Annotated in this window: 23 protein-coding genes; 15 read left to right on the top strand and 8 right to left on the bottom strand. The window is 62.4% G+C overall.

Annotated elements, in window-relative coordinates:
- Positions 1–9: 9 nt before the first annotated feature.
- A complete protein-coding gene (locus AC07XZ_RS12460) occupies positions 10–1,359 on the top strand; it encodes a spinster family MFS transporter (protein ID WP_102686610.1) in 1,350 nt (449 codons plus the stop codon).
- 202 nt (positions 1,360–1,561) lie between these two features.
- Here AC07XZ_RS12460 and rapA read toward each other — a convergent pair whose 3' ends face one another.
- Entirely contained in the window at positions 1,562–4,408 is a 2,847-nt protein-coding gene (rapA, locus tag AC07XZ_RS12455; RefSeq protein WP_102686611.1) for an RNA polymerase-associated protein RapA, read from the bottom strand.
- A gap of 242 nt (positions 4,409–4,650) precedes the next feature.
- Here rapA and AC07XZ_RS12450 point away from each other — a divergent pair, with 242 nt between their 5' ends.
- Complete coding sequence (locus AC07XZ_RS12450; protein ID WP_007959194.1) at positions 4,651–4,992, top strand: hypothetical protein; 342 nt, start codon at positions 4,651–4,653, stop codon at positions 4,990–4,992.
- Here AC07XZ_RS12450 and AC07XZ_RS12445 read toward each other — a convergent pair.
- From AC07XZ_RS12445 to AC07XZ_RS12435, 3 genes are all read right to left on the bottom strand, one after another.
- On the bottom strand, positions 4,962–6,173 hold the full coding sequence (locus AC07XZ_RS12445) for an aminotransferase class V-fold PLP-dependent enzyme (RefSeq protein ID WP_102686612.1): 1,212 nt from the start codon (positions 6,171–6,173) through the stop codon (positions 4,962–4,964). The genes AC07XZ_RS12450 and AC07XZ_RS12445 overlap by 31 nt on opposite strands.
- Positions 6,170–6,640, bottom strand: coding sequence for a RidA family protein (locus tag AC07XZ_RS12440; RefSeq protein ID WP_085748198.1), 471 nt, complete (start codon positions 6,638–6,640; stop codon positions 6,170–6,172). The genes AC07XZ_RS12445 and AC07XZ_RS12440 overlap by 4 nt, the downstream gene beginning before the upstream one ends.
- 88 nt (positions 6,641–6,728) lie before the next feature.
- Positions 6,729–7,595 carry a LysR substrate-binding domain-containing protein gene (locus AC07XZ_RS12435; RefSeq protein WP_102686613.1) on the bottom strand — a complete coding sequence of 289 codons (867 nt, stop codon included), beginning with the start codon at positions 7,593–7,595 and terminating at the stop codon, positions 6,729–6,731.
- Positions 7,596–7,780: 185 nt separating this feature from the next.
- Here AC07XZ_RS12435 and AC07XZ_RS12430 point away from each other — a divergent pair, with 185 nt between their 5' ends.
- Positions 7,781–7,942: a hypothetical protein gene (locus tag AC07XZ_RS12430; RefSeq protein WP_007959203.1), complete on the top strand. Its 162-nt coding sequence runs from the start codon at positions 7,781–7,783 to the stop codon at positions 7,940–7,942.
- A 145-nt stretch (positions 7,943–8,087) separates the two neighbouring features.
- Positions 8,088–8,204, top strand: coding sequence for a cytochrome c oxidase subunit CcoM (ccoM, locus tag AC07XZ_RS12425; RefSeq protein WP_007959205.1), 117 nt, complete (start codon positions 8,088–8,090; stop codon positions 8,202–8,204).
- 658 nt (positions 8,205–8,862) lie between these two features.
- On the opposite strand, the gene AC07XZ_RS12420 is transcribed toward ccoM, so the two are convergent.
- Positions 8,863–10,338, bottom strand: coding sequence for an inorganic phosphate transporter (locus AC07XZ_RS12420; protein WP_102686614.1), 1,476 nt, complete (start codon positions 10,336–10,338; stop codon positions 8,863–8,865).
- A gap of 375 nt (positions 10,339–10,713) precedes the next feature.
- The gene (locus tag AC07XZ_RS12415) at positions 10,714–10,914 is read right to left on the bottom strand and encodes a hypothetical protein (protein WP_007957826.1); all 201 of its coding nucleotides are present in this window, start codon (positions 10,912–10,914) and stop codon (positions 10,714–10,716) included.
- Between the two features lie 638 nt (positions 10,915–11,552).
- Here AC07XZ_RS12415 and pcaR point away from each other — a divergent pair.
- The 11 genes from pcaR (at position 11,553) to pcaC (ending at position 22,602) form a co-directional block, all read left to right on the top strand.
- Positions 11,553–12,395, top strand: a complete 843-nt coding sequence (pcaR, locus tag AC07XZ_RS12410) for a pca regulon transcriptional regulator PcaR (protein ID WP_007917109.1) — start codon at positions 11,553–11,555, stop codon at positions 12,393–12,395.
- Between the two features lie 295 nt (positions 12,396–12,690).
- Entirely contained in the window at positions 12,691–14,037 is a 1,347-nt protein-coding gene (gene pcaK / locus AC07XZ_RS12405; RefSeq protein ID WP_011332817.1) for a 4-hydroxybenzoate transporter PcaK, read from the top strand.
- Between the two features lie 281 nt (positions 14,038–14,318).
- On the top strand, positions 14,319–15,176 hold the full coding sequence (locus tag AC07XZ_RS12400; RefSeq protein ID WP_003222404.1) for a CoA transferase subunit A: 858 nt from the start codon (positions 14,319–14,321) through the stop codon (positions 15,174–15,176).
- Positions 15,176–15,955 (top strand): CoA-transferase subunit beta, encoded by a 780-nt coding sequence (locus AC07XZ_RS12395; RefSeq protein WP_085612381.1) that lies wholly within the window; start codon positions 15,176–15,178, stop codon positions 15,953–15,955. Before AC07XZ_RS12400 ends, AC07XZ_RS12395 begins: the two co-directional genes overlap by 1 nt.
- Entirely contained in the window at positions 15,952–17,157 is a 1,206-nt protein-coding gene (gene pcaF / locus AC07XZ_RS12390; protein ID WP_173892755.1) for a 3-oxoadipyl-CoA thiolase, read from the top strand. The genes AC07XZ_RS12395 and pcaF overlap by 4 nt, the downstream gene beginning before the upstream one ends.
- A 35-nt stretch (positions 17,158–17,192) precedes the next feature.
- Complete coding sequence (pcaH, locus tag AC07XZ_RS12385) at positions 17,193–17,897, top strand: protocatechuate 3,4-dioxygenase subunit beta (RefSeq protein WP_102686617.1); 705 nt, start codon at positions 17,193–17,195, stop codon at positions 17,895–17,897.
- Between the two features lies 1 nt (position 17,898).
- On the top strand, positions 17,899–18,465 hold the full coding sequence (gene pcaG, locus AC07XZ_RS12380) for a protocatechuate 3,4-dioxygenase subunit alpha (protein ID WP_064593979.1): 567 nt from the start codon (positions 17,899–17,901) through the stop codon (positions 18,463–18,465).
- 223 nt (positions 18,466–18,688) lie between these two features.
- Complete coding sequence (locus AC07XZ_RS12375; protein WP_085605407.1) at positions 18,689–19,984, top strand: MFS family transporter; 1,296 nt, start codon at positions 18,689–18,691, stop codon at positions 19,982–19,984.
- Positions 19,985–20,030: 46 nt separating this feature from the next.
- Entirely contained in the window at positions 20,031–21,395 is a 1,365-nt protein-coding gene (locus tag AC07XZ_RS12370; protein WP_102686619.1) for a 3-carboxy-cis,cis-muconate cycloisomerase, read from the top strand.
- 12 nt (positions 21,396–21,407) lie between these two features.
- Entirely contained in the window at positions 21,408–22,199 is a 792-nt protein-coding gene (pcaD, locus tag AC07XZ_RS12365) for a 3-oxoadipate enol-lactonase (protein WP_102686620.1), read from the top strand.
- A 10-nt stretch (positions 22,200–22,209) separates the two neighbouring features.
- Positions 22,210–22,602: a 4-carboxymuconolactone decarboxylase gene (pcaC, locus tag AC07XZ_RS12360; protein WP_102686621.1), complete on the top strand. Its 393-nt coding sequence runs from the start codon at positions 22,210–22,212 to the stop codon at positions 22,600–22,602.
- Between the two features lie 51 nt (positions 22,603–22,653).
- Here pcaC and AC07XZ_RS12355 read toward each other — a convergent pair whose 3' ends face one another.
- Complete coding sequence (locus tag AC07XZ_RS12355) at positions 22,654–23,469, bottom strand: methyltransferase domain-containing protein (RefSeq protein WP_102686622.1); 816 nt, start codon at positions 23,467–23,469, stop codon at positions 22,654–22,656.
- 167 nt (positions 23,470–23,636) lie between these two features.
- Entirely contained in the window at positions 23,637–24,896 is a 1,260-nt protein-coding gene (locus AC07XZ_RS12350) for an OprD family porin (RefSeq protein WP_102686623.1), read from the bottom strand.
- Positions 24,897–25,031 lie beyond the last annotated feature (135 nt).

The raw sequence follows: 25,031 nt of genomic DNA, 5'->3' as shown, positions 1-25,031 counted from the left end.
GACGGACCCATGCAGAACTCGACCCAAGCGGCGAATGCCTGGCGCATTCTGTTCCTGCTGTTCCTCGCCAACCTGTTCAACTTCTTCGATCGCACCATCCCGGCGATCATCATCGAACCGATCCGCATGGAATGGCACCTCAGCGACTTTCAGCTGGGGATTGTCGGCACTGCGTTCACCATCGTTTATGCCATTGCCGGCCTGCCGCTGGGGCGCATGGCCGACACTGGCTCGCGCAGCAAACTGATGGGATGGGGCCTGGCGACCTGGAGCGCGCTGACGGCGGTCAACGGTCTGGTCGGCAGTTTCTGGAGTTTCCTGCTGGTGCGCATGGGCATCGGCATCGGTGAAGCGAGTTACGCACCCGCCGCCAACTCGCTGATCGGCGACCTGTTCCCGGCTCATCGCCGGGCCCGGGCCATGGGCATTTTCATGCTCGGCCTGCCGTTGGGGCTGCTGCTGGCCTTCTTCACCATCGGCTGGATGGTCAAGGCGTTCGACAGCTGGCGCGCGCCGTTCTTCATCGCCGCCGTACCGGGGCTGCTGCTGGCGGTGTTCATGTTCTTCATCAAGGAACCCAAACGTGGCGCAGCGGAAACCGTGCAGGTGTCGCAGGAGAAAGTCGACAAGCCGATCCGCCGGATTCTCGCCGTGCCGACCTTCCTGTGGCTGGTGATGGCCGGGCTGTGCTTCAACTTTGCGACCTACGCCTGCAATTCTTTTCTGGTGCCGATGCTCCAGCGTTATTTCCTGATGCCGTTGCAGGAAGCGGCGGTGGCGACCGGGGTGATCGTCGGGGTAACCGGATTGATCGGCTTAACCCTCGGTGGCTGGATTGCCGACAAGATTCACCAGCGGGTGGCCAACGGCCGACTGCTGTTTGCCGCGTTCAGTCTGGTCATCTCGACCCTGTGCACGGCGTGGGCACTGCATGCCGGGCGCATCGAGATCGGGGTGTTCGTCGCGGTGTTCAGCGTAGGGTGGCTGTTCGCCTACAACTTCTACACCTGCGTGTACACGGCGATTCAGGACGTGGTCGAGCCACGCCTGCGGGCCACGGCGATGGCGCTGTTCTTTGCCGGGTTGTATTTGCTCGGTGGCGGTCTGGGGCCTGTGGTGGTCGGCGGTTTGTCGGATTACTTCGCGAAATCGGCGATGGTCGCGGCAGGCGCCGAGCAGATGACCGAGGCGTTCAAGGCCGTCGGCCTGCATGATGCGATGTACCTGATCCCGGTGGCGTTGTTCCTGACCATGGTGTTCCTGTTCCTCGCCTCACGCTGTTTTGTGCGGGATGCGAAGCGGATGAAGGAGGGGCTGGTGGCGGTGGTTGAGCCGCAGAGTCAGGCCGTTACCGCTTGATGACCTGCATCGCCTGATCGTTCCCACGCTCCGCGTGGGAATGCAGCCCGGGACGCTCTGCGTCGCATTCGAGAGCTGGAACGCGGAGCGTCCCTTGAGGCATTCCCACGCGGAGCGTGGGAACGATCGGCGGGGGGACAGGCAAACAAAAAGGCCCGCATCACTGCGGGCCTTTTCGTTTTTGGCGATGGAGCAGGGCGGTTTAGCCTGCCACCAATACCCGGATCGCTTCCAGTCGCAGTGCTGCCTTGTCGAGCATCGCCAGACCTTGTTCGCGCTGCTTGCGCAGGGCGTCCAGTTCGCTGTCGCGTACAGTCGGGTTGACCGCCTGCAATGCGGTCAGGCGTGCCAGTTCTTCGTCGGTGTCGGCTGCCAGACGGCGGCGGGCCTCGGCCACGCGCTCGGCGTGGCGCGGGGTGACCTTGTCTTCACCGGCGTTGATCCGTGGCGTCAGCTGATCGCGCTGGGCCTGGATGAACTTGTTGGCGCTGGCGCGCGGCACGCTTTCCAGTTGGTCGTTGAGGGTTTCGAACGCCACGCGCGACGACAGGTCGTTGCCGTTGGCATCGAGCAGGCAGCGCAGGGCGGCCGGCGGCAGGTAACGGCCCAGTTGCAGCGAGCGCGGGGCAACCACTTCGCTGACATAGAGCAATTCCAGCAGCACGGTGCCCGGCTTGAGCGCCTTGTTCTTGATCAGCGCGACGGCGGTGTTGCCCATCGAACCGGACAGCACCAGATCCATGCCGCCCTGCACCATCGGGTGTTCCCAGGTGATGAACTGCATGTCCTCGCGTGACAGCGCCTGGTTGCGGTCGTAGGTGATGGTCACGCCTTCGTCGTCGCCCAGCGGGAAGCTGGCGTCGAGCATCTTCTCGCTCGGCTTGAGGATCAGGGCGTTTTCCGAATGGTCTTCGCTGTCGATGCCGAACGCGTCGAACAGGGTTTCCATGTAGATCGGCAGGGCGAACTGATCGTCCTGTTCGAGGATGTCCTCGACCAGCGCTTCACCTTCGCCGGCGCCGCCGGAGTTGAGTTCCAGCAGACGGTCGCGACCGGTGTGCAGCTCGGCTTCCAGACGCTCGCGCTCGGTGCGCGCCTCGTCGATCAGCGCTTGCCACTCGCCGTCGTCGGCTTCTTCGAGCAGCGGCAGCAGGCGCGGACCGAACTGATGCTGCAAGGCGTTGCCGGTCGGGCAGGTGTTGAGGAACGCGTTCAGCGCTTCGTGGTACCACTGGAACAGGCGCTCTTGCGGGCTGGTTTCCAGGTACGGCACGTGCAGTTCGATGATGTGCTTCTGGCCGATCCGGTCGAGACGACCGATCCGCTGCTCCAGCAGATCCGGGTGCGACGGCAGATCGAACAGCACCAGATGGTGGGCGAACTGGAAGTTGCGACCTTCACTGCCGATTTCCGAGCAGATCAGCACCTGCGCGCCGAACTCTTCGTCGGCGAAGTAGGCGGCGGCGCGGTCACGCTCGAGGATGTTCATGCCTTCGTGGAACACCGTGGCCGGGATCCCGGAGCGCACGCGCAGGGCGTCTTCCAGGTCCATCGCGGTTTCGGCGTGGGCGCAGATCACCAGCACTTTGGTGCGCTTGAGCATTTTCAGCTGGTCGATCAGCCACTCGACGCGCGGGTCGAATTTCCACCAGCGTTCTTCTTCGCTGGCGTCCGGCTGGGCCTGGAAGCTGACTTCCGGGTACAGCTCGGCGTGTTCGCCCAGCGGCAGTTCGAGGTATTCGTCCGGGCACGGCAGCGGGTACGGGTGCAGTTTGCGCTCCGGGAAACCCTGCACGGCGGCGCGGGTGTTACGGAACAGCACGCGGCCGGTGCCGTGGCGGTCGAGCAGTTCACGCACGAGGCGGGCGCTGGCTTCGGTGTCGCCATCGTTGACGGCGGTGAGCAGGGCTTCACCTTCGTTGCCGAGGAAACCGTGGATAGTCTTGTGCGCGGCCGGCGACAGGCGACCCTTGTCCAGCAGCTCCTGAACGGCTTCGGCCACCGGGCGATAGTTTTCGCTCTCGGCGCGGAAGGCGGCCAGGTCATGGAAACGGTTCGGGTCGAGCAGGCGCAGACGGGCGAAGTGGCTGTCCTGACCGAGTTGTTCGGGGGTGGCGGTGAGCAGCAGCACGCCGGGAATGACTTCGGCCAGCTGTTCAACCAGCGAGTATTCCGGGCTGACTTTCTCTTCGTGCCACACCAGGTGGTGGGCTTCGTCGACCACCATCAGGTCCCAACCGGCAGCGAACAGCGCGTCTTGCGCCTTTTCGTCGTCGACCAGCCACTCCAGCGCCACCAGGGCCAGCTGGGTGTCTTCGAACGGGTTGGTGGCATCGCTTTCGATGAAGCGTTCTTCGTCGAACAGCGCAACCTGCAGGTTGAAGCGGCGGCGCATTTCCACCAGCCATTGGTGCTGGAGGTTTTCCGGTACGAGGATCAGCACGCGGTTGGCGCGGCCCGACAGCAGCTGGCGATGGATCACCAGGCCGGCTTCGATGGTCTTGCCCAGACCCACTTCGTCCGCCAGCAATACGCGCGGCGCGATACGGTCGGCGACTTCACGGGCAATGTGCAACTGGTGGGCGATCGGTTGTGCACGCACGCCGCCCAGGCCCCACAGCGCGGACTGCAACTGGCGGCTGGTGTGTTCCAGGGTGTGATAGCGCAGGGAGAACCAGGCCAGCGGGTCGATCTGGCCGGCGAACAGACGGTCGCTGGCCAGACGGAACTGAATGAAGTTCGACAGCTGGGTTTCCGGCAGGGTGACCGCTTCGTTCTGCGCGTTGAGGCCGTGATAGACCATCAGGCCGTCGACGTCGTCGACTTGCTGGACAGTCATCTTCCAGCCTTCGAAGTGAGTGATCGAGTCGCCGGGCGAGAACCGCACGCGGGTGAGGGGCGCATTCCGTAGCGCGTACTGGCGAGTCTCGCCAGTGGCCGGGTAAAGCACGGTCAACAAGCGGCCGTCCTGTGCCAGAACGGTGCCTAAACCAAGCTCTGCTTCGCTGTCACTGATCCAGCGTTGCCCCGGTTGATACTGCTGCGCCATGCTGCCTGACTCCCACCTTGAAAAAGCGGGCTATCTTAACGGAATGAGGGCCCGAGGCCAAAGGATAAGGAGCCTCGGCCCGGCTTTTAACCGCAATCGGCCAATTGCAGGGAAGATTAGGTCATGCATCGGTTTTACGGGATGTTGCGGCACCCTTGAGTGCCAAACCGGTCACAAGTTTGCGACCGATGGCTCAAGGCACCCCTGGCGCCGCCGATAACCTGCTGACAGGAGACCCTCATATGCTGCCACCGATGCTCCCCCTGAGCGCCGTGCCGATCACCTCCCAACAGGATCCGATCCGCCAGCGACCGGATATTCCCCCTGTGGTGCCGGTGCAGGAAAGCTCCAACGAAAGCACCATCGACCTGCAAAAACGCGACCCGGAAGAGGACGGCTATCTGCTGCGCGAAGAGCAGCGCCGCCAGCAGGAACGTGATCGCCGGCGCCGTGAAGCCGACGACGACCCCGAAGCGCACCTCGCCGTGCCCGGCACCGAACTGAATGCCGACAACACCGTGCCGGTGGCGCCGTTGATGGAGGATCAGCCGCGTCAGGGGCTTTGGGTCGACATCGAAATCTGAGGCTGGACGGCCAGTTCCGTCAGGTTCTCCAGCAACACGTCGATCTCTTCTTGCGTGTTCAAGTAGCTCACCGCCACCCGCGCAATATTCGTCAGCCCGCGCGCCTGCATGTCCAGCGGCGTGTAGGCCACGCCATTGGCGCCGATGTTGATTCGCCGTTCGGCCAACGTCTGCTTGAGCGCCACGCTGTCCCAGCCTTCAAGCGTGAAGGCGATCAGCCCGGATTGTTGATTCGCCGTTCCGAGATCCCGCAGCGTCAGGCCGGGAATCGCCTTCAGGCGTTGGCGCAATCCGTTGCTCAATTGTTCGATGCGCTGGCGAACGGGAATCGCGCCGAGGCGGTTGTACTCCTCCAGTGCATTGGCCAGCCCGGCCAGCAGCGCCAGTGACACTTCACTGGTTTCAAAGCGGCGCGCGTCGTCGCGCAGGGTAAAGCGCTTGCCGTCCCATGGCGCCGACAACACATCGCGTTGCACGGGGAGCAGCCGTTGCAAAAAATGCGGCCGGATGTACATCAGCGCCGTGCCGCGCGGCCCGCGCAGGAACTTGCGACCCGCACCCTTGAGCACATCGCACTGTAAGGCCTGAACATCGCAGGGCAACTGCCCCAGCGCCTGACCGGCGTCGATGAAATAAGGAATGCCGTGGCGCCGCGCCACGCTGCCGATCTGCGCGGCGGGGTTGATCAGGCCACCGTTGGCCGGCAGCCAGGTCAGGGCGATCAGGCGTACCTGGCCGTCGATCATCTGCGCCAGGGCTTGCGGGTCGACCGCGCCGTGGGCGTCACAAGGAATCACTTCGAGCCGCGCGCCGGCCTTCACCGCTTCGGCCATGCACGCCAGGTTGCCGGCCCATTCATGGCGACCCACCAGAATCCGCTCGCCGAGCTGCCACGGCCCCAGCGCGTTGAACGCCTGGCTCCAGGCTGCCGAGCCGCTGCTGGCGAAGGCGATGTCCTCGGGCTGGGCGTTGAGCAGGGCGGCGGCCGCGTTGCGCGCGCGTTCCTGTACCCGGTTGTCTGCCGCTTCCATCGGCCCGCCGAGTGCTTCGTGTTGCAACTGTTCGATCACTGCATCGAGGGTGGCTTGGCTCGGCAACGAGGCGCCGGCGTGGTTGAAGTGGATCACCTGAGCGCAGCCGGGCGTGGCGGCGCGCAGGCGCGAGAGGTCGTCGAGGTTCACGGCTTGAGCTCGAAGATCGCGTCGATTTCCACCGCGACGCCGGCCGGCAGACTCGACACGCCGACTGCGGTGCGCACGTGTCGGCCCTTGTCGCCGAGGGCGTTGACCAGCAGGTTCGACGCGCCGTTGGCGACAAAGCCCTGAGCTTTGAATTCCGGTGTGGCGGCCACGAAAACTCCGAGGCGCAGGATGCGCACCAGTTTCGACAGGTCATCGCCCAGTGCATGGCTCAACTGGGCGAGCAGGCCCAGGGCAGCCAGTTCAGCGGCGTTGGCCCCTTCTTCGTCGGAGATCGCTTCGCCCAGTCGCCCGATGAACGCAGGTTTGCCGTCGAGCAATGGAATCTGCCCGGAGATGAACAACTGATTCTGGCTGACCACATGGTTGACGTAATTGGCGATCGGCTGGCTCGGTTCGGGCAGGCGCAGGCCGAGTTGTTGAACGCGTTGGCTGAGGGAATCGGTCATGGGAAGTCCTCCTGAGTGAGGGCTTCAGCATGTTGGTCAGAGCGAAGGGCGACAAACGGATAGATTTAATCCGACGCATCCAAAAAACTCATGCGTTCGCGGTTTCCTCCAGCCACTGGCAGAAACTTTGCGCCGCCGATGTGGGCGGGCGTTGCGGGGTGACCAGCCAATAACCGATCTCGCCGAGCATCGGCGGCGTGTCGAAGGCCGGCACCAGCGCGCCTTCCTTGATCCGCCGTTCGATCATTCGCTGGCGACCCATGGCAATGCCCTGACCGGCGACGGCCGCTTCGACGACGATGTTGTAGTCGTGCAGCATGACGCCGGGCACATGAGCCAGATCGATGCCGCTGTGTTGCTGCCAGTCGATCCATTCGAACGGCTGGTGCGACTTGGCCATCAGCAAGGGCCCGTTGTTCACGCCTTTGGCCTTGAAGGCCGGGCTGCAGACTGGCGTCAGGGTTTCAGCCATGAACCGGCGGGCCTGGACTTTCGGCCAACCGCCCTTGCCGTAGCGGATCGCCAGATCCACCTCGCCCGCGTCGACATCGGCCAGTTGCACGGCGGGCAGCAGCTCGACATGGATGTTCGGGTATTTCGCGTTGAAGTCCGCCAGACGCGGTGCCAGCCACAGGGTTGCGAAAGAGGCGAGCAGACCGATGCGCAGGGTAGTGGGGCGTTCGCCGCGCAGGTCGTGGGTGGCGGCGGCAATTGCGGCGAGGGCCGGCTGGATTTGCCGGTAATACTGTTCGCCGGCAGGTGTCAGATCGATCGCCCGGGTGCGGCGCACGAACAGTCGTTGATCGAGGAATTCTTCGAGTTTGTGCACCTGATGGCTGATCGCGCTTTGGGTCACCGACAGCTCATCGGCAGCCTTGATGAAACTCAAATGGCGGGCCACGGCCTCAAAAGCACGCAAGGCCATCAGCGGTGGCAGATCCTGATGCAGGGGCACGGCGCAGATCCTTCGGGTTCAGGGCGAGGCCCCGATTGTGCGGGCAAATCCGGTGGGCGGTACATGAATTGTTGTAGAGCGTTTAGGTCAGTGGCTGGTCAGCGCCCGCGTCAGGCCGCATTATTGGCGCAGTCCTGTCGGTGATCCGGCAGTTGTGATTCAGTCCAAGCGATGCACCGAACGCCATGAGCCAAGACGACAAGCTGATTGACCTCAACACCGAACGCGCCAAGCGGGTTCATGACCTCAACGAGAAGCGCCTGAATGAAGTTCGCCAGGCTTTCGAGCAGGCCATGCCTTTGGGTAAGCCGAAGAAAAAGCCGAAAAACAAACCGAAAAAGCGTTGATCTCCCCTGCATCCGTTGATGCAGGTCAGTTATTTCCCTTCCTTTCCTCCCCATGGTGACCGGCATTGATCCCGGTCAATTCCTGCGCCTGCCTGATTGGTTAACTTAGTTCCATCGCAGCAGAGCAGGGGCCAGGAGGCCAGTCATGTTTTTCGATAACGTGGTGTTTGCCGGGGTCCTGACTGTGGGGCTGATGGTTCTGTTTTTTGCAGGGTTTGGATTTTTTATCTGGAAGGATGCGAACAAGCGCAAGAAGCCTTGATTCTTCCGGGTTTGATGAGCACGCAAGGCATTTTGGGCAACTTCGGTTGCCCTTTTTTTTGTGTCTTGGCGGCCTTTGGGCCGACCATGCTTTGGGTGTTTTTTTGTGAATATCCGTTTTTGCGGGTGTTGCGGCTGGCGGTTCCGCTCTTACAGCGGCTCACTTTTCCAAACGCCGAAAAGTAAGCAAAAGGCTGGGCCCCTGCGTTCGGCACCTCGCTGTGGCTCGGCGTTCCTTCGTTCCGGGATTCATCCGGGGGCATCGCCTACGGTTTGCTTCGCTGCACCTCCTCTCGATGCATGCGGCTGCGCCGCACGGTCGCTGCGCTCCCACCCCCGGATAAATCCCTCCACTCAGCCTTCCGATGGGGCTGGCACGTCAAAAGCTGTACTCGAGCTAACGCTCATCGTGTTGAGTGGTGGGAAGCCAAGGCAAAGGCAGGCTTTAGATGTTTGCTTTTTAAGACCTGAGTACACCTCGGTATCTCACGTCGGCGTACCTCTCCCAAACAACTCGGTCAGTCCCCTCTCCCTACGGGCGGTCCGACGTTTCGGGAGGGTTAGGGTGAGGGCGCTCTTGATCTTCAGCCCCTCTTTACCGCGCCCAACAAAAAAGGCGTGATCCTTTCGAATCACGCCTTTTTCATTACAGCGGTCTATCAGCTACCCAGCGCCTTCGACGCCAGCCAGAACAGGCCGGCCGACAGGGCCACGGTGGCTGGCAGGGTCAGGACCCAGGCCAGCAGGATGGTTTTCACTGTGCCGCCTTGCAGGCCGCTTTTGTTGGCGACCATGGTGCCGGCCACGCCCGAGGAGAGGACGTGGGTGGTGGACACCGGCAGGCTGAAGATGTTGGCCAGGCCGATCAGGCTGGCGGTGGTGATCTGGGCCGACATGCCTTGCGAGTAGGTCATGCCTTGTTTGCCGATCTTCTCGCCGATGGTCAGTACCACGCGTTTCCAGCCGACCATGGTGCCCAGGCCCAAGGCCAGGGCGACCGCCAGAATCACCCAGAACGGGGCGTATTCGGTGGTGGTGGTCAGGTCTTTGCGCAGTTTGTCCAGGTCGGCTTTTTCACGAGCGGCCAGGCCTGGCAGTTTGCTGACTTTCTTCGCGGTGTCGTCCAGGCAGAGCAGGTAGCGACGCACTTCGATGCGGCTTTCAGCGGACAGCGAGTGGTAGTCCGCCACACCTTTTAGGGTGTCGAGCAGGGCGGCGATGGTCGGTTCGGTCTGTTGCGGGTTGCAACGGAATTTTTCCGGCAGGTCGCCTTCCACGCTTTTACCCAGGGCCAGGAATTCGCCCAGGGTGTCGGCGTTGCGCTTGTAGAACTGGCTCAGGTGCAGGGTCGCATCGCGAGTACGTTCGATCTGGTAAGTGGTGCTGTTCAGGTCGAGTACGAACTGCGCAGGCACGATACCGATCAGTACCAGCATGATCAGGCCGATACCTTTCTGGCCGTCGTTCGAGCCGTGGACGAAGCTCACGGCCATGGCCGAGATCACCAGGACCAGGCGGTTCCAGAACGGTGGGTGCTTCTTGTCGTCGATCTTGCGGCGCTGTTCCGGCGTCTTGTGCATCTTCGACAGCGGTCGCCACCATTTCAGGCCGATCAGCACCAGCGCGGCGATCAGGAAGCCGGCCATCGGCGAGAACACCAGCGAGGCGCCGATATCGATCGCTTTCTGCCAGTTGACGCCGTCAGCCAGTGGAATTTCGTTGATCAGGGCGTTGGCCAGGCCGACACCGAGGATCGAACCGATCAGCGTGTGCGAACTGGAGGCCGGGATACCGAAGTACCAGGTGCCCAGGTTCCAGGCGATCGCGGCGGCGAGCAGCGAGAACACCATTGCCAGACCATGGCCGGTGTTCACGTTGATCAACAGTTCTACCGGCAGCAGGTGCACGATGGCATACGCCACGCCAACGCCGCCCAGCAGTACGCCGAGGAAGTTGAACACGCCCGAGAAGAACACCGCCAGGTGAGGCGGCATCGCTTTGGTGTAGATAACAGTGGCTACCGCGTTAGCGGTGTCATGAAATCCATTGATGAACTCGAAGGCGAGGACAAATGTCAGGGCGAGCAGGAGGCTCACAAGCACCCAGGCATCCAGTCCGCTGAATAAATCGATCATGAAGGTTTTCTGACCCGGTCATAAGGGGGCGCGATTATGCCAGAAAAGACTGGAAATCGATCCCCTACCTGCTCATCGGTAAGCGTCTTCGCCAAATTAATTTGTATCAAGGTGCATTACCCAAGCTTTTTGAAGGGTTTTGCAAGATGTTGATTCCATTGATAAAAATGCGAGATGCCGGCGGATTGGCCGGTTGTCGGGAGGGGGGTGAAACTTGTATGAAATATCTGAGAAACGCGTCTGACATGCTCCAGACCTGTGCAATACAGGGGAGTTGGCCGCTGCCCGCGGGTAGCGGGCGCGCAAGGCATCGTCAGTCCACCGTGCTTGTAACCCGGTGAGTACGCTTACCCTCGAAAGTCTCAAAGGAAGGCATCACGGCTCTTCGGCTTTGAGTTCCTCTTCCATTTTTTTCAGTTCTTGCTGGAAGACCTGATCCTGAACGGTAGGGCGTTTTCGCCAGGCTTTGCGTTCTGGTTCGGGCTGGGCGGCGTAGGTGGTGACTTCCCCGCCGTAAACTTCCTTGTAACGTTGTTCCTGGCGCTCAAGTTCCGCGCGCAGTTCGTCTTTCGTCACAGTGCTACCTGTATGAGTTGAGATAAATGTCTGGTGAACGCACTGCAACGAATCATTTAACCGGTTCACCAACAAGCGCTCGCCCGGACAGGCAGCGGTTGTCGGGAAGACGGTCAGGACTTCCATGTTGCAGGCGGCTACGGCACCAGATTAAAACTGACGCAGCATCAGTTTCCTGTTTCAGCGAGCGCGCTGGCGGTGCATGAGTAATGAGCATCAGGCGCTGGCCGGGGCCGGCAGCGATGGACATCGCGCCAGCGGGTGGCACCGTCGGCAAATAAAAGCGCGGTGTCACTAAGGTGCATTATAGCGGCCGAATCGGGATTGCCTATCTTTGCCAAGTTAAAAACGGTTCTGAATGTGTGATTGTTTTGTGACGTGCAACTTTCATCAATAGTTGCATCGTCATTGCGCAGTGTTTGATTTCTGGCGCCATTTAGTCGGACAACTAAGGCGCTTAAACCGCACCGGCGTTCCAAGTTCAAATCCGTTCCGCACCGCCTTAACGAGGAGACGAGGGCGATTGCGATTATCGGTCGACGGTTCGATAATCGCCCGGTGTTGGCGGTCTGTCGCTTGTGTATCCGCCAGCGAGCCGCTTGTATAGCCGTTGATCCGAACAAGAACAAGGACCCGACATGAACGATCAAATGCGCAATTCCTTCACCTCGGTAGCGCCGCCGATCGTCGCTTCGCCGGCCAAGCGTATCCAGGCCCTGACCGGCGATCCGGATTTCATGACCTCCCTGGCCCGTGGCCTGGCGGTGGTGCAGGCGTTTCAGGAGCGCAAGCGCCACCTGACCATCGCCCAGATCAGCCATCGCACGGAAATTCCCCGCGCCGCCGTGCGCCGTTGCCTGCACACGCTGATCAAGCTCGGCTACGCCACCACCGACGGGCGCACTTATTCGCTTCTGCCCAAAGTGCTGACTCTCGGTCACGCCTATCTGTCTTCGACGCCGCTGGCGGTCTCGGCCCAGCCGTACCTCGACCGCATGAGCGAGCAACTGCACGAGGCCTGCAACATGGCCACGCTGGAAGGCGACGACATTCTCTACATCGCCCGTTCGGCCACCACTCAGCGTCTGATTTCGGTGGACCTCTCGGTGGGCGGGCGGTTGCCGGCGTACTGCACGTCCATGGGGCGGATCCTGCTGGCGGCGCTGGACGACACCTCGCTGCGCGAATACCTCGACCACGCCGAACTGGTAGCCAAGACCAGCCGCACCATTCACACCCCCGACGCCTTGCTCGAATGCTTGCAGGAAGTGCGGCAGCAGGGCTGGTGCATCGTCGATCAGGAACTGGAACAGGGCCTGCGTTCGATTGCCGTGCCGGTCTACGACGCCTCCGGCCAAGTGGTGGCCGCGCTCAACGTCAGCACCCACGCCGGTCGTGTCAGCCGTACCGAGCTGGAGCAGCGCTTTCTGCCGGGCCTGTTAAGCGCCAGTCGCGACCTCAGCGCGCAATTGTTTGCCTGATGAAGCTGTTCGATAAACGCACAGAGTTGCGTTTATCGAATTGACGCTAAAACCCCCGGATCATTAATGTCGCGGCAGCGTCATCCGGCGCGAATGTGAATGAGCCCGCCGGATTGTCGACTCTCATAATAATGACAAGAGGCAACTTCCCATGCGCACGTTCCCCGACTGTCGCCGCTCCCGTTCCTGTTGCCGGTATTAGCGCAACGCCTGATTTCTTCCTTATATAGTTGTGACCGTGCCGCTCTCTGGCCGGCCGCCGTTCGACTGCGTTTTCTTGCGTGGAATAAAAATAATGAACCAGCCTCAGTCCGCTGTAGGTCACTGCCTCGATGTGCAGTCCTTCATCAATGCCCAACCGATCTCGCGCTATCAATGGCGAGTGGTGATTCTGTGTTTCCTGATTGTGTTCCTCGATGGCCTCGACACCGCGGCCATGGGTTTTATTGCGCCGGCCCTGTCCCAGGACTGGGGCATCGACCGCGCCAGCCTCGGCCCGGTGATGAGCGCCGCGCTCATCGGTATGGTATTCGGCGCGTTGGGCTCCGGGCCGTTGGCTGACCGCTTCGGGCGAAAAGTCGTACTGGTCGGCGCGGTGTTTCTGTTCGGTGCTTTCAGTCTGGCGTCGGCCTACGCCACCAATGTTGATCAACTGCTGGTGCTGCGTTTCCTGACCGGTCTGGGGCTGGGCGCCGGCATGCCGAACGCCACCACGCTGCTGTCGGAATACACCCCCGAGCGTAAAAAGTCGCTGCTGGTGACCAGCATGTTCTGCGGCTTCAACCTCGGCATGGCCGGAGGCGGATTCATCTCGGCCAAGCTGATCCCGGCATTCGGCTGGCACAGCCTGTTGCTGATCGGCGGGATCCTGCCGCTGATCCTCACCGTGGTGCTGCTGCTCTGGCTGCCGGAGTCGGCGCGTTATCTGGTGGTGCGCAATCGCGGCACCGACAAGGTGCGCAAGACCCTCGCACCCATTGATCCTGCCATCGTCGCGCAGGCCGCGAGTTTCAGCGTGCCGGAACAGAAAACCGTCAAAGCGCGCAACGTGTTTGCGGTGATTTTCTCGGGCACCTATAGCGTCGGCACGTTGCTGCTGTGGCTGACCTATTTCATGGGCCTGGTCATCGTGTACCTGCTGACCAGTTGGCTGCCGACCCTGATGCGCGACAGCGGCGCGAGCATGGAGCAGGCGGCGTTTATCGGCGCGTTGTTCCAGTTCGGCGGGGTGTTGAGTGCGGTCGGCGTAGGCTGGGCGATGGACCGGTTCAATCCGCACAAGGTCATCGGCATTTTCTACCTGCTGGCCGGGGTGTTTGCCTACGCCGTGGGGCAGAGCCTGGGCAACATCACGCTGCTGGCGACGCTGGTGCTGGTGGCGGGCATGTGCGTCAACGGTGCGCAATCGGCGATGCCGTCGCTGGCGGCGCGGTTTTATCCGACGCAGGGCCGGGCGACCGGTGTGTCGTGGATGCTTGGGATCGGCCGGTTTGGCGCGATTCTCGGGGCGTGGATGGGCGCGACCCTGCTGGGGTTGGGCTGGAATTTCGAGCAGGTGCTGACGGCGCTGGTGATTCCGGCCGGGCTGGCCACGGCAGCGGTGGTGATCAAGGGCCTGGTCAGTCACGCGGACGCGACCTGAGTTTCATTGCAGGATCGTTCCCTCGTCGAACTGGCTTCAGAGGTTGCTTCGCGCTCGGCTCCGTAAGGACGCGGAGCGTCCCGGGCTGCATTCCCACGCAGAGCGTGGGAACGATCAATGACGGAACGATAGGTTGATAACAATCTGTTCGATAAACGAACACTCAGTCGATTATCGGATTGTTTGGCGAAAATCAGCGGCTTAATCTTCAGTGACTCCGGCGCAGAACCTCGCGCCTTTTTATTCACTGGCGATTCATTACAAAAACGGGAGCCCGCTCCATGGCTGAGATCCTTTCGCTGCACGACGCGGTGAAGCAATTCGTCAACGACGGCGACACCGTCGCGCTCGAAGGCTTCACTCACCTGATCCCTACGGCGGCGGGTCATGAAATCATTCGTCAGGGCAAGAAAGATCTGACCCTGGTGCGGATGACGCCTGACCTGATCTACGACCAACTGATCGGCGCCGGCTGTGCACGCAAGCTGATTTTCTCCTGGGGTGGTAACCCTGGCGTGGGTTCGCTGCACCGTCTGCGCGACGCGGTCGAGAAGCAATGGCCGCATGCGCTGGAAATCGAAGAACACAGCCACGCCGACCTGGCCAATGCCTACGTCGCCGGCGCCTCCGGCCTACCGTTCGCGGTACTGCGGGCCTACGCCGGCTCGGACCTGCCGAAGGTCAACCCGCTGATCAAATCCGTAACGTGCCCGTTCACCGGTGAAGTGCTGGCGGCGGTGCCGTCGGTGCGTCCGGACGTGACCGTGATCCACGCCCAGAAAGCCGACCGTCAGGGCAACGTGCTGCTGTGGGGCATCCTCGGCGTGCAGAAAGAAGCCGCACTGGCCGCCAAGCGGTGCATCGTCACCGTCGAAGAAATCGTCGACAACCTCAACGCCCCGATGAACGCCTGCGTGCTGCCGACCTGGGCCTTGAGCGCTGTCTGCCACGTACCCGGTGGCGCGCATCCGTCCTACGCCCACGGTTACACCGAGCGTGACAATCGCTTCTATCAAGCGTGGGATCCGATCGCCCGCGACCGTGAGACGTTTACCGCGTGGATCAACGAATACATCCATGGCTGCGCTGACTTCAGCGAGTTCCAGGCCAAATTGGCCGCTGCTTCGGAGGCCAAGTAATGACTTACACCACCAATGAAATGATGACCGTCGCCGCGGCCCGTCGCCTGAAGAACGGCTCGGTGTGCTTCGTCGGCATCGGCCTGCCGTCGAAAGCCGCCAACCTGGCGCGCCTGACTTCGTCGCCGGACGTGGTGCTGATCTACGAGTCGGGCCCGATCGGCGCCAAACCCAGCGTATTGCCACTGTCGATCGGTGACGGCGAACTGGCGGAAACCGCTGACACCGTCGTACCAACCGGTGAGATTTTTCGCTACTGGCTGCAGGGCGGGCGCATCGACGTCGGTTTCCTCGGCGCAGCCCAGGTCGACCGTTTCGGCAACATCAACACCACCGTGGTCGGCGACTATCACCAGCCGAAAGTGCGCTTGCCGGGTGCCGGCGGTGCGCCGGAGATCGCCGGCTCCGCGAAAAGCGTGCTGATCATCCTTAAACAGTCGGCGCGCTCGTTTGTCGACAAGCTCGATTTTATTACCTCGGTCGGCCATGGCGAGGGCGGCGATTCGCGCAAACGTCTGGGCCTGCCGGGCGCCGGCCCGGTCGGGATCATCACCGACCTGTGCATCATGGAGCCGGAAGAGGGCACCCATGAATTCGTGGTCACCGCACTGCACCCGGGCGTGACCCGCGAGCAAGTGGTCGCCGCTACCGGTTGGGCCATCCGTTTTGCCGACAACGTTGACACCACCGCCGAACCGACCGAAGTCGAGCTGACCGCCCTCCGCGATCTCGAAGCCCGCACCGCAGCGGCTCACGGCCAGGCACCGGGAGAAGCATGATGCGCGACGTTTATATCTGCGACGCGATTCGTACCCCCATCGGCCGTTTTGGTGGTGGTCTGGCGGCGGTTCGCGCCGACGACCTGGCCGCCGTGCCGATCAAGGCCCTGATGGAGCGCAATCCGTCGGTGGACTGGAGCGCCATCGACGAAGTATTCCTCGGCTGCGCCAACCAGGCCGGTGAAGACAACCGCAACGTGGCGCGCATGGCGCTGCTGCTGGCCGGTCTGCCGGAGAGCGTGCCGGGCGTCACCCTCAATCGCCTCTGCGCGTCGGGGATGGATGCCATCGGCACGGCGTTCCGCGCCATTGCCAGCGGCGAAATGGAGCTGGCGATTGCCGGCGGCGTCGAGTCGATGTCCCGCGCACCGTTCGTGATGGGCAAGGCCGACGCGGCGTTTTCGCGCAACATGAAACTGGAGGACACCACCATCGGCTGGCGTTTCATCAACCCGTTGATGAAGGCGCAGTACGGCGTCGATGCGATGCCGCAGACCGCTGACAACGTCGCCGACGACTACGAAGTTTCCCGCGAGGATCAGGACGCTTTCGCCCTGCGCAGTCAGCAACGTACTGCCGCTGCCCAGGCTGCCGGCTACTTCGCCGAGGAAATCGTCGAAGTGCGGATCGCCCACAAAAAGGGCGAAACCGTGGTCAGCCAGGACGAGCACCCCCGCGCCGATACCACGATTGAAGCGCTGAGCAAACTGAAACCGGTCAACGGCCCGGACAAGACCGTCACCGCCGGCAACGCTTCGGGCGTCAACGACGGTGCTGCCGCGCTGATTCTGGCCTCGGCCGAAGCAGTGAAAAAACACGGTCTGACCGCCCGCGCCAAAGTGCTCGGGATGGCCAGCGCCGGGGTCGCGCCACGGGTGATGGGCATCGGCCCGGTGCCAGCGGTGCGCAAACTCACCGAACGCCTCGGCGTGGCGGTCAGCGATTTCGATGTGATCGAGCTCAACGAAGCGTTTGCCAGCCAGGGTCTGGCGGTGCTGCGCGAACTGGGGCTGGCGGACGATGCGGCCCAGGTCAACCCGAACGGCGGCGCGATTGCCCTCGGTCACCCGTTGGGCATGAGCGGCGCGCGTCTGGTGCTGACCGCGCTGCATCAGCTGGAAAAGACCGGTGGCAAGAAAGGTCTGGCGACCATGTGCGTCGGTGTCGGCCAGGGTCTGGCCCTGGCCATCGAACGCGTCTGACGCAAGCCGTGATGAAAAGAACAGAGGAAAGCGAAATGACTGACAAGCCTGGTTACCGCCGCCCGCAGGAAGGCACCCAGCCGCCGTACCTGCACCCGACCTATCAATCCACCAATCTGCGCTCGCCGTCCAAGCCGTTGGTGTTTCTGCCGCATTCGCTGTCGGAAATCACCGGCCCGACCATCGGCGCCGAGCGAGTGGCCGACACCGACAACGATCTGACCGCCCAGCATCAGGGTGAACCGCTCGGCGAGCGGATCATCATTCACGGGCGTGTGCTCGACGAAGACGGCCTGCCGGTGCCGGGGATTCTGGTGGAGATCTGGCAGGCCAACGCCGCCGGTCGCTACAACCATGCCCGTGACCTGCACGACGCACCGCTGGACCCGAACTTCACCGGCACCGGCCGCACTGTGACCGACGCCGACGGCTGGTATCAGTTCCAGACCATCAAGCCCGGCGCCTATCCGTGGGGCAACCACCACAACGCCTGGCGCCCGGCGCACGTGCATTTCTCGTTTTTCGGACCGAGCATCCTGACGCGCCTGGTCACGCAAATGTATTTCCCGGGCGACCCGCTGCTGGCCTACGACCCGATCTACAACTGCGTGCCGGACACCTCGGCCAAGGAACGACTGATCGCCGCTTTCGATCTGGAAAAAACCATTCCGTCCTACGCCCTCGCTTATCGCTGGGACATCGTGCTGCGCGGCCGCGAAGCCACGCCGATGGAGAAATGAGATGACCCTGACTGCGACCACGTCCCACACCGTCGGGCCGTATTACCACATCGGCCTGACTTGGCTGAACCGTGAAAACCTCGCCAACGAACTGACCCTCGGCCAGCGCGTGGCGATCACCGGGCAAGTGGTGGACGGCAACGGCGATGTCGTCAACGACGCCATGCTCGAAGTCTGGCAGGCCAACGCCGCCGGCAAATATGACCACCCGGAAGACGAGCAGGCCAAGCCGCTCGATCCGAATTTCGAAGGCTTCGGCCGGGTGCCGGTGGACGCCGAAGGCCGCTTCCGTTTCACCACCATCAAGCCGGGCACGGTCGAAGGCCTGAAGGGCTCGACCCAGGCGCCGCATCTGGTGGTGCTGGTGTTCGCGCGCGGTCTGGTGAAGCACTTGCTGACGCGGATCTACTTCGAAGGCGATCCGGCGAACGTCAATGATCCGCTGCTCGAATGCGTACCGGCCGAGCGCCGCACCACGTTGCTGGCGAAGCCGGATGCGGCGGGGGTTTATCAGTGGAATGTGATTCTGCAGGGCACTGATGCGGAGACCGTGTTCTTCGATTATTGAACCGGATACTGATCGTTCCCACGCTCTGCGTGGGAATGCATACCGTGACGCTCCGCGTCACAGTGGACGCAGAGCGTCCATGGCGGCATTCCCACGCGGAGCGTGGGAACGATCAACGTCGAGGCGCCGAATGCGTTTGCGTGGGAACGGTCAGTACAGGATGTGGAACGGGACTGTTGCGAAGTGTGTCTAGACTCTCACTGTCCCTATCGAGTGAAAAACAATGACAACCCTCACCTCTCATTACACCGGTGAAGAGCGCAGCAAGCGCATCTTCGCCATTGTCGGCGCGTCGTCCGGCAACCTCGTCGAATGGTTCGACTTCTACGTCTACGCCTTCTGCGCAATCTATTTCGCCCCGGCGTTCTTCCCCTCCGACAACCCCACGGTGCAGCTGGTCAACACGGCAGGCGTGTTCGCCGCCGGGTTCCTGATGCGACCGATCGGCGGCTGGATTTTCGGCCGGGTCGCGGACAAGCACGGGCGCAAGAACTCGATGCTGATCTCGATCCTGATGATGTGCTTCGGCTCGTTGCTGATCGCCTGTCTGCCGACCTACAAGGACATCGGCGTCTGGGCGCCGCTGCTGCTGTTGTTCGCGCGCTTGCTGCAAGGCCTGTCGGTGGGCGGTGAGTACGGCACCACCGCGACCTACATGAGCGAAGTCGCGCTCAAGGGCCAGCGCGGGTTCTTCGCCTCGTTCCAGTACGTGACCCTGATCGGCGGGCAACTGCTGGCGGTGCTGCTGGTGGTGATCCTGCAACAGTTCCTCACCGAAGAAGAATTGCGTGCCTACGGCTGGCGGATTCCGTTCGTGGTCGGCGCGGCCGCTGCGCTGATTTCGCTGTTCCTGCGCCGCTCGCTGAAAGAAACCACCAGCAAGGAAATGCGCGAGAACAAGGACGCCGGCAGCATCCGCGCACTGTTCCGCGACCACAAGGCCGCGTTCATCACCGTGCTCGGCTACACCGCCGGCGGCTCGCTGATTTTCTACACCTTCACCACGTATATGCAGAAGTACCTGGTGAACACCGCCGGCATGCACGCCAAGACCGCCAGCTACATCATGACCGGCGCGCTGTTCCTGTACATGTGCATGCAGCCGCTGTTCGGCATGCTCGCCGACAAGATCGGCCGGCGTAACTCGATGCTCTGGTTTGGCGGCCTCGGCACGCTGTTCACGGTGCCGATCCTGCTCAGCCTGAAAAGTGTCGGCAGCCCGTTCCTGGCCTTTGTGCTGATTACCGTGGCGCTGGCGATCGTCAGTTTCTACACCTCGATCAGCGGTCTGGTGAAAGCCGAGATGTTCCCGCCGGAAGTCCGCGCCCTCGGCGTTGGTCTGGCGTATGCGGTGGCCAACGCGATCTTCGGCGGTTCGGCAGAATACGTCGCCCTGAGCCTCAAGGCCGGCGGGATGGAAAACGCGTTCTACTGGTATGTCACGATCATGATGGCCGTGGCGTTCCTGTTCAGCCTGCGCCTGCCCAAAGAAGCGAAGTATTTGCACCACGACCTTTAAACCGATGCGCGCGGGCCACACCGGCCCGCGCCGGCAAGGACTGTTTATGACTCAGCGACCGGGCAATCAATTGTTCGATGCCTACTTTACTGCCCGCGATATGCGCGACGTGTTCTGCGATCAGGGCCGGGTGCAGGCGATGCTCGACTTCGAAGCGGCGCTGGCCCGGGCCGAAGCGCGCGTCGGGTTGATTCCGGCGAGTGCTGTCGCGTCGATTGAAAACGCCTGTCGCGCCGGGCTGTTTGATTTCGCGGCATTGGGCGAGGCGATTGCCACGGCCGGCAATTCGGCGATTCCGCTGGTCAAGGCGTTGGGCAAACAGATTGCCGCGACCGATGCCGAAGCCGAGCGCTACGTGCATCTGGGCGCTACCAGTCAGGACGTGATGGATTCCGGGCTGGTGCTGCAATTGCGCCAGGCGCTGGAGTTGATTGAAGGCGAGCTGGCGCAACTGGCCGACTCCCTCGCCATTCAGGCGCAGCGCCACGCCGCGACGCCATTGGCCGGACGCACCTGGCTGCAACACGCGACGCCGGTGACGCTCGGCATGAAGATCGCCGGTTGGCTCGGTGCGATCACGCGCAGCCGTCAGCGTCTGCGCGAGCTCAAACCGCGACTGCTGGTGCTGCAATTCGGCGGCGCGTCCGGCACCCTCGCGGCGCTCGGCGAACAGGCGTTGCCGATCGCCCAGGCGCTGGCCGAAGAACTGCACCTGACCCTGCCGGAACAACCCTGGCACACCCAGCGTGATCGCATCGTCGAGTTCGGCGCGGTGCTCGGTCTGATCGCCGGCAGCCTCGGCAAGTTCGGCCGCGACATCAGCCTGTTGATGCAGACCGAAGCGGCGGAAGTGTTCGAGCCGTCGGCGCCGGGCAAGGGCGGTTCCTCGACCATGCCGCACAAGCGCAATCCGGTGGGCGCGGCGGTGCTGATCGGCGCCGCCACCCGCGTGCCGGGGCTGGTCTCTACGCTGTTCAGCGCCATGCCCCAGGAACACGAACGCAGCCTCGGTTTGTGGCACGCCGAATGGGAAACCCTGCCGGAAATCTGCTGCCTGGTGTCGGGCGCGCTGCAACAGGCGCGGCTGCTGGCAGATGGTCTGGAAGTCGATGCCGCGCGCATGGCCCGCAACCTGGAACTGACCCAAGGCCTGGTGCTGGCCGAGGCGGTAAGCATCGTGCTCGCGCAACGGGTCGGCCGCGATACCGCGCATCATCTGCTCGAACAATGCTGCAAACGAGCGGTGGCCGAACAGCGCCATCTGCGTGCGGTACTCGGTGACGAACCGCAGGTGACCGCAGAGCTGAGCGCAACCGAACTGGATCATCTGCTCGATCCCGCCCATTACCTCGGTCAGGCGCAGGTCTGGGTCGAGCGTGCGGTGGCCGAACACAACGCATTGTCTGACTGAAAGGAGAGGGCTGTGGCTTTCGTTCAACTCGCCGATGGCGAACTGCATTACACATTGGAAGGCCCGGCCGATGCGCCGGTGCTGGTGCTGTCCAACTCGCTGGGCACCGACCTGCACATGTGGGACGTGCAGATGCCGGCCTTCACCGAACATTTTCGCGTGCTGCGTTTTGATACGCGCGGGCACGGCCAGTCGCTGGTGACGCCGGGCCCTTACAGCATCGAGCAACTGGGCCGAGACGTGCTGGCGCTGCTGGATGCGCTGCACATCGAACGTGCGCATTTCTGCGGTCTGTCGATGGGCGGCCTGATCGGCCAGTGGCTGGGGATCAATGCCGGCCAGCGTCTGAACAAACTGATCGTCTGCAACACCGCGGCAAAAATCGGCGATCCGTCGGTGTGGAACCCGCGCATCGAAACCGTGCTGCGCGACGGCCCGGCGGCGATGGTTGCGTTGCGTGATGCATCGATTGCCCGCTGGTTTACCCCGGACTTTTCCGCCTCCAACCCGGCCGCAGCCAAGCAGATCACCGACATGCTGGCCGCGACCAATCCTGAAGGTTACGCCGCCAACTGCGCAGCGGTACGCGATGCGGATTTCCGTGAGCAGTTGTCGTCGATCACGGTGCCGTTGCTGGTGATCGCCGGTACCGAAGATGCGGTGACGCCACCGTCCGGCGGGCACTTCATTCAGGAGCATGTGCGCGGCGCCGAGTACGCCGAGTTTTATGCGGCGCACCTTTCCAACGTTCAGGCCGGCGACGCGTTCAGCGACCGCGTGCTGACCTTTTTGCTGGCCGATTGAGGGGATTTCCGTGGACGAGAAACAACGTTACGACGACGGCATGCAAGTGCGCCGCGCGGTGCTCGGCGACGCTCACGTCGATCGCAGCCTGACCACGCTGACCGAGTTCAACTCGGAGTTCCAGGAGATGATCACCCGTCACGCCTGGGGCGACATCTGGACCCGCCCGGGCCTGCCACGCCATACCCGCAGCCTGATCACCATCGCCATGCTGATCGGCATAAACCGCGAAGGTGAACTGAAGTTGCACCTGCGGGCGGCGGCCAACAATGGCGTGAGCCGCGGCGAGATCAAGGAAGTGATCATGCAGAGCGCGATCTACTGCGGGATTCCGGCGGCGAATGCGACCTTTCATCTGGCCGAGTCGGTGTGGGATGAGCTGGGTATCGAATCCCGCGAGTGATCGTTGAACTCAAGGGATCGCAGTCTTCAACTGGCTGCGATCCTTTGAAAATCACACCTTGGCAACAATGAAAATCCGCTTGAACGCAAACAACGTATGGCCATTTTCCTCCTGCGGATAATGCGCATGCACCCGCCTCAGGTAGTGATAGATGAAGCGCGCCTGTTCCTCTGACGTCAGTCCCTGCATCACCGGCCGCAGCGCCGACACCTTCACCCAGTCATAAACCGGCGACTTGCCGTCGACTATCTGCAACTGCTCGGTTTCCCAGATATCCAGTGACTGGGTCAGCGGGGCCAGCAGCCGGTAGTAATCCTCCAGCGACAACAACGGCCGCGCGGCCATGCGCTGGCGCAATTGCGCAGTGCCGATGGGGCGGCCGCAGGGTCCGGCATCGTTGAGGGTGTCGAGCATCAGCCGATACCACAGCGCATCGCGCCAGTCCGGCATATGCGCGGCCAGACAACCGCCGGGATTGAGGTGGCGAAGCAATCCCGGCAACAGCGTTCTATGGTCATCGATGAAATGCAGCACGGCCGCGGCGAACAACAGGTCGGCTGGCTTGCGGGGTTTCCAGTGCTGCAGTTCGGCGTGTTGCCAGCGTGCCTTGATCGGCAGGCAACGGGCGACCTCAAGCATGTCTTTCGAACTGTCGATGCCTTTGATATCTGCCTGCGGCCAGCGATCGGCCAGAACCTTGGTGGCAATCCCGGTGCCGCAACCGAGGTCGTAAATGCGCTGAGGATTGTGCAGGTCGACGCGGCTGAGCAACTCATCGACTGGTTGTTGCCTGAGACGGGAAAATTGCTGGTACGCCCGGGCGTCCCAGTCTTTGTCGACGGGAGCCGGTTTGAGTCGGGTGATCATGAGGTCGTCCTCCGGTGATCAGCAGGGTCTTCCGATGACAACCTGGCCAAGTCTTGGGGACCGACATCAACAGATAACGGAAGCGAAGAGGGTGGAGCACCTGAGTCCTTCAGGTTTTTCCACTTTAAATGATGGCTGGCGTAACGCCAGCCATTCGGACAGGCGGCTTAGAGCAAACTGATCGGATAGCTGACGATCAGGCGGTTCTCGTCGAACTCGTTGTTGCTGAAGTCGCGGCGCATGGTCGAGTTGCGCCATCTGACGTTCAGGTTCTTCAGCGCACCGCTCTGCACGGTGTAGCCCAGTTCCGATTCGCGGCCCCATTCCTTGCCGTCGGTGATGGTGCCTGTGTGCACGTTTTCGCCACTGATGTAACGGTTCATCAGGGTCAGGCCGGGGATGCCCAGGGCAACGAAGTTGTAGTCGTGGCGCACCTGCCAGGAGCGTTCCTGCGCGTTGTCGTAACTGGCGTTGTAGCTGTCGTTGGCCAGGGTGCCGCCGCTGGTGCCGTTGACGCGCATCCAGGCGCTGTCGCCGGTGAGTTTTTGCAGGCCGACGTAGAAGGTGTGGCCACCGTATTTTGCCGAGAACAGGCCTGACCAGGTCTTGTTGTCGAGGTCGCCGGCGCGGGCACTGCCGTCGTCCTTGCCGTAGAAGAAGCCGAGGTTGGCGCCGAGGGTCCAGTCGCCGATTGGCTGGCTGTGGATCAGGTTGACGTATTGCTGGCTGTAGATGTCCTTGAGCTCGGCGTTCCACAGACCGATCTGGGTACGCTTGTCGTTGAATACGTATTCGCCGCCCTGGAAGTTGAAGCGGTCGGAGGTGAAGGCGGCTTTGCCGGTCATCGACATGTCGCTCATGCTGCTGTCGTCGCGCGGGCTGTTGGCGCGGAACTGGCCGCCGTAGAGGGTCAGGCCGTCGATTTCCTTCGAGGTGATCTGGCCGCCGCGAAAGGTCTGCGGCAGTGAGCGGCCGTCGTCCGAACGCAGGATCGGCAGCACCGGCATCCATTCGCCGACCTTCACTTCCGTTTGCGACAGCTTCGCCTTGAACGCGACGTTGGTGCGGCCGAAGTTGTCCGCCGGACGACCGTCATGATCCAGTGGCAGCAGTTGCGTGCCGCCAGTGCCTTTGCCGCCATCGAGCTTCACCGAGTACAACCCCAGCACATCCAGGCCGAACCCGACGGTGCCTTGGGTGAAACCGGACTTGGCGTCGAGGATGAAGTTCTGCGTCCACTCTTCAGCCTTGCCCTGAGCCTTGGTCGGGTTGGTGAAGTTGCGGTTGATGTAGAAGTTACGCAGGTTCAGGTTGACCTTGGCCCCGTCGATAAAACCGGCTTCTTCAGCCGCAGCGGGCAGCGCGATGCCGGCCAGGGCGAGGGCTATCAGACCGGGAAGTGCGTAGGGCGCAGGGGAGGTTGTCATGGGCTCGGGTCTCTCTTGTTTTTTTTGGGGCGAACGGGGGCGCTGCGGCCGTTTTTCAAGGCGCAGACATTCGATGGATTCAGAGGCGAAGCGGCGGCGATCAGCCGGGAGGAGCAGGGCGCGGGAGCATGGTGT

The sequence above is a fragment of the Pseudomonas sp. GW458-11-26-14-LB4 genome (assembly GCF_059423925.1).
Note: the sequence above shows the minus strand (reverse complement) of the source record. Positions and strands in the feature narration are given on the sequence as shown.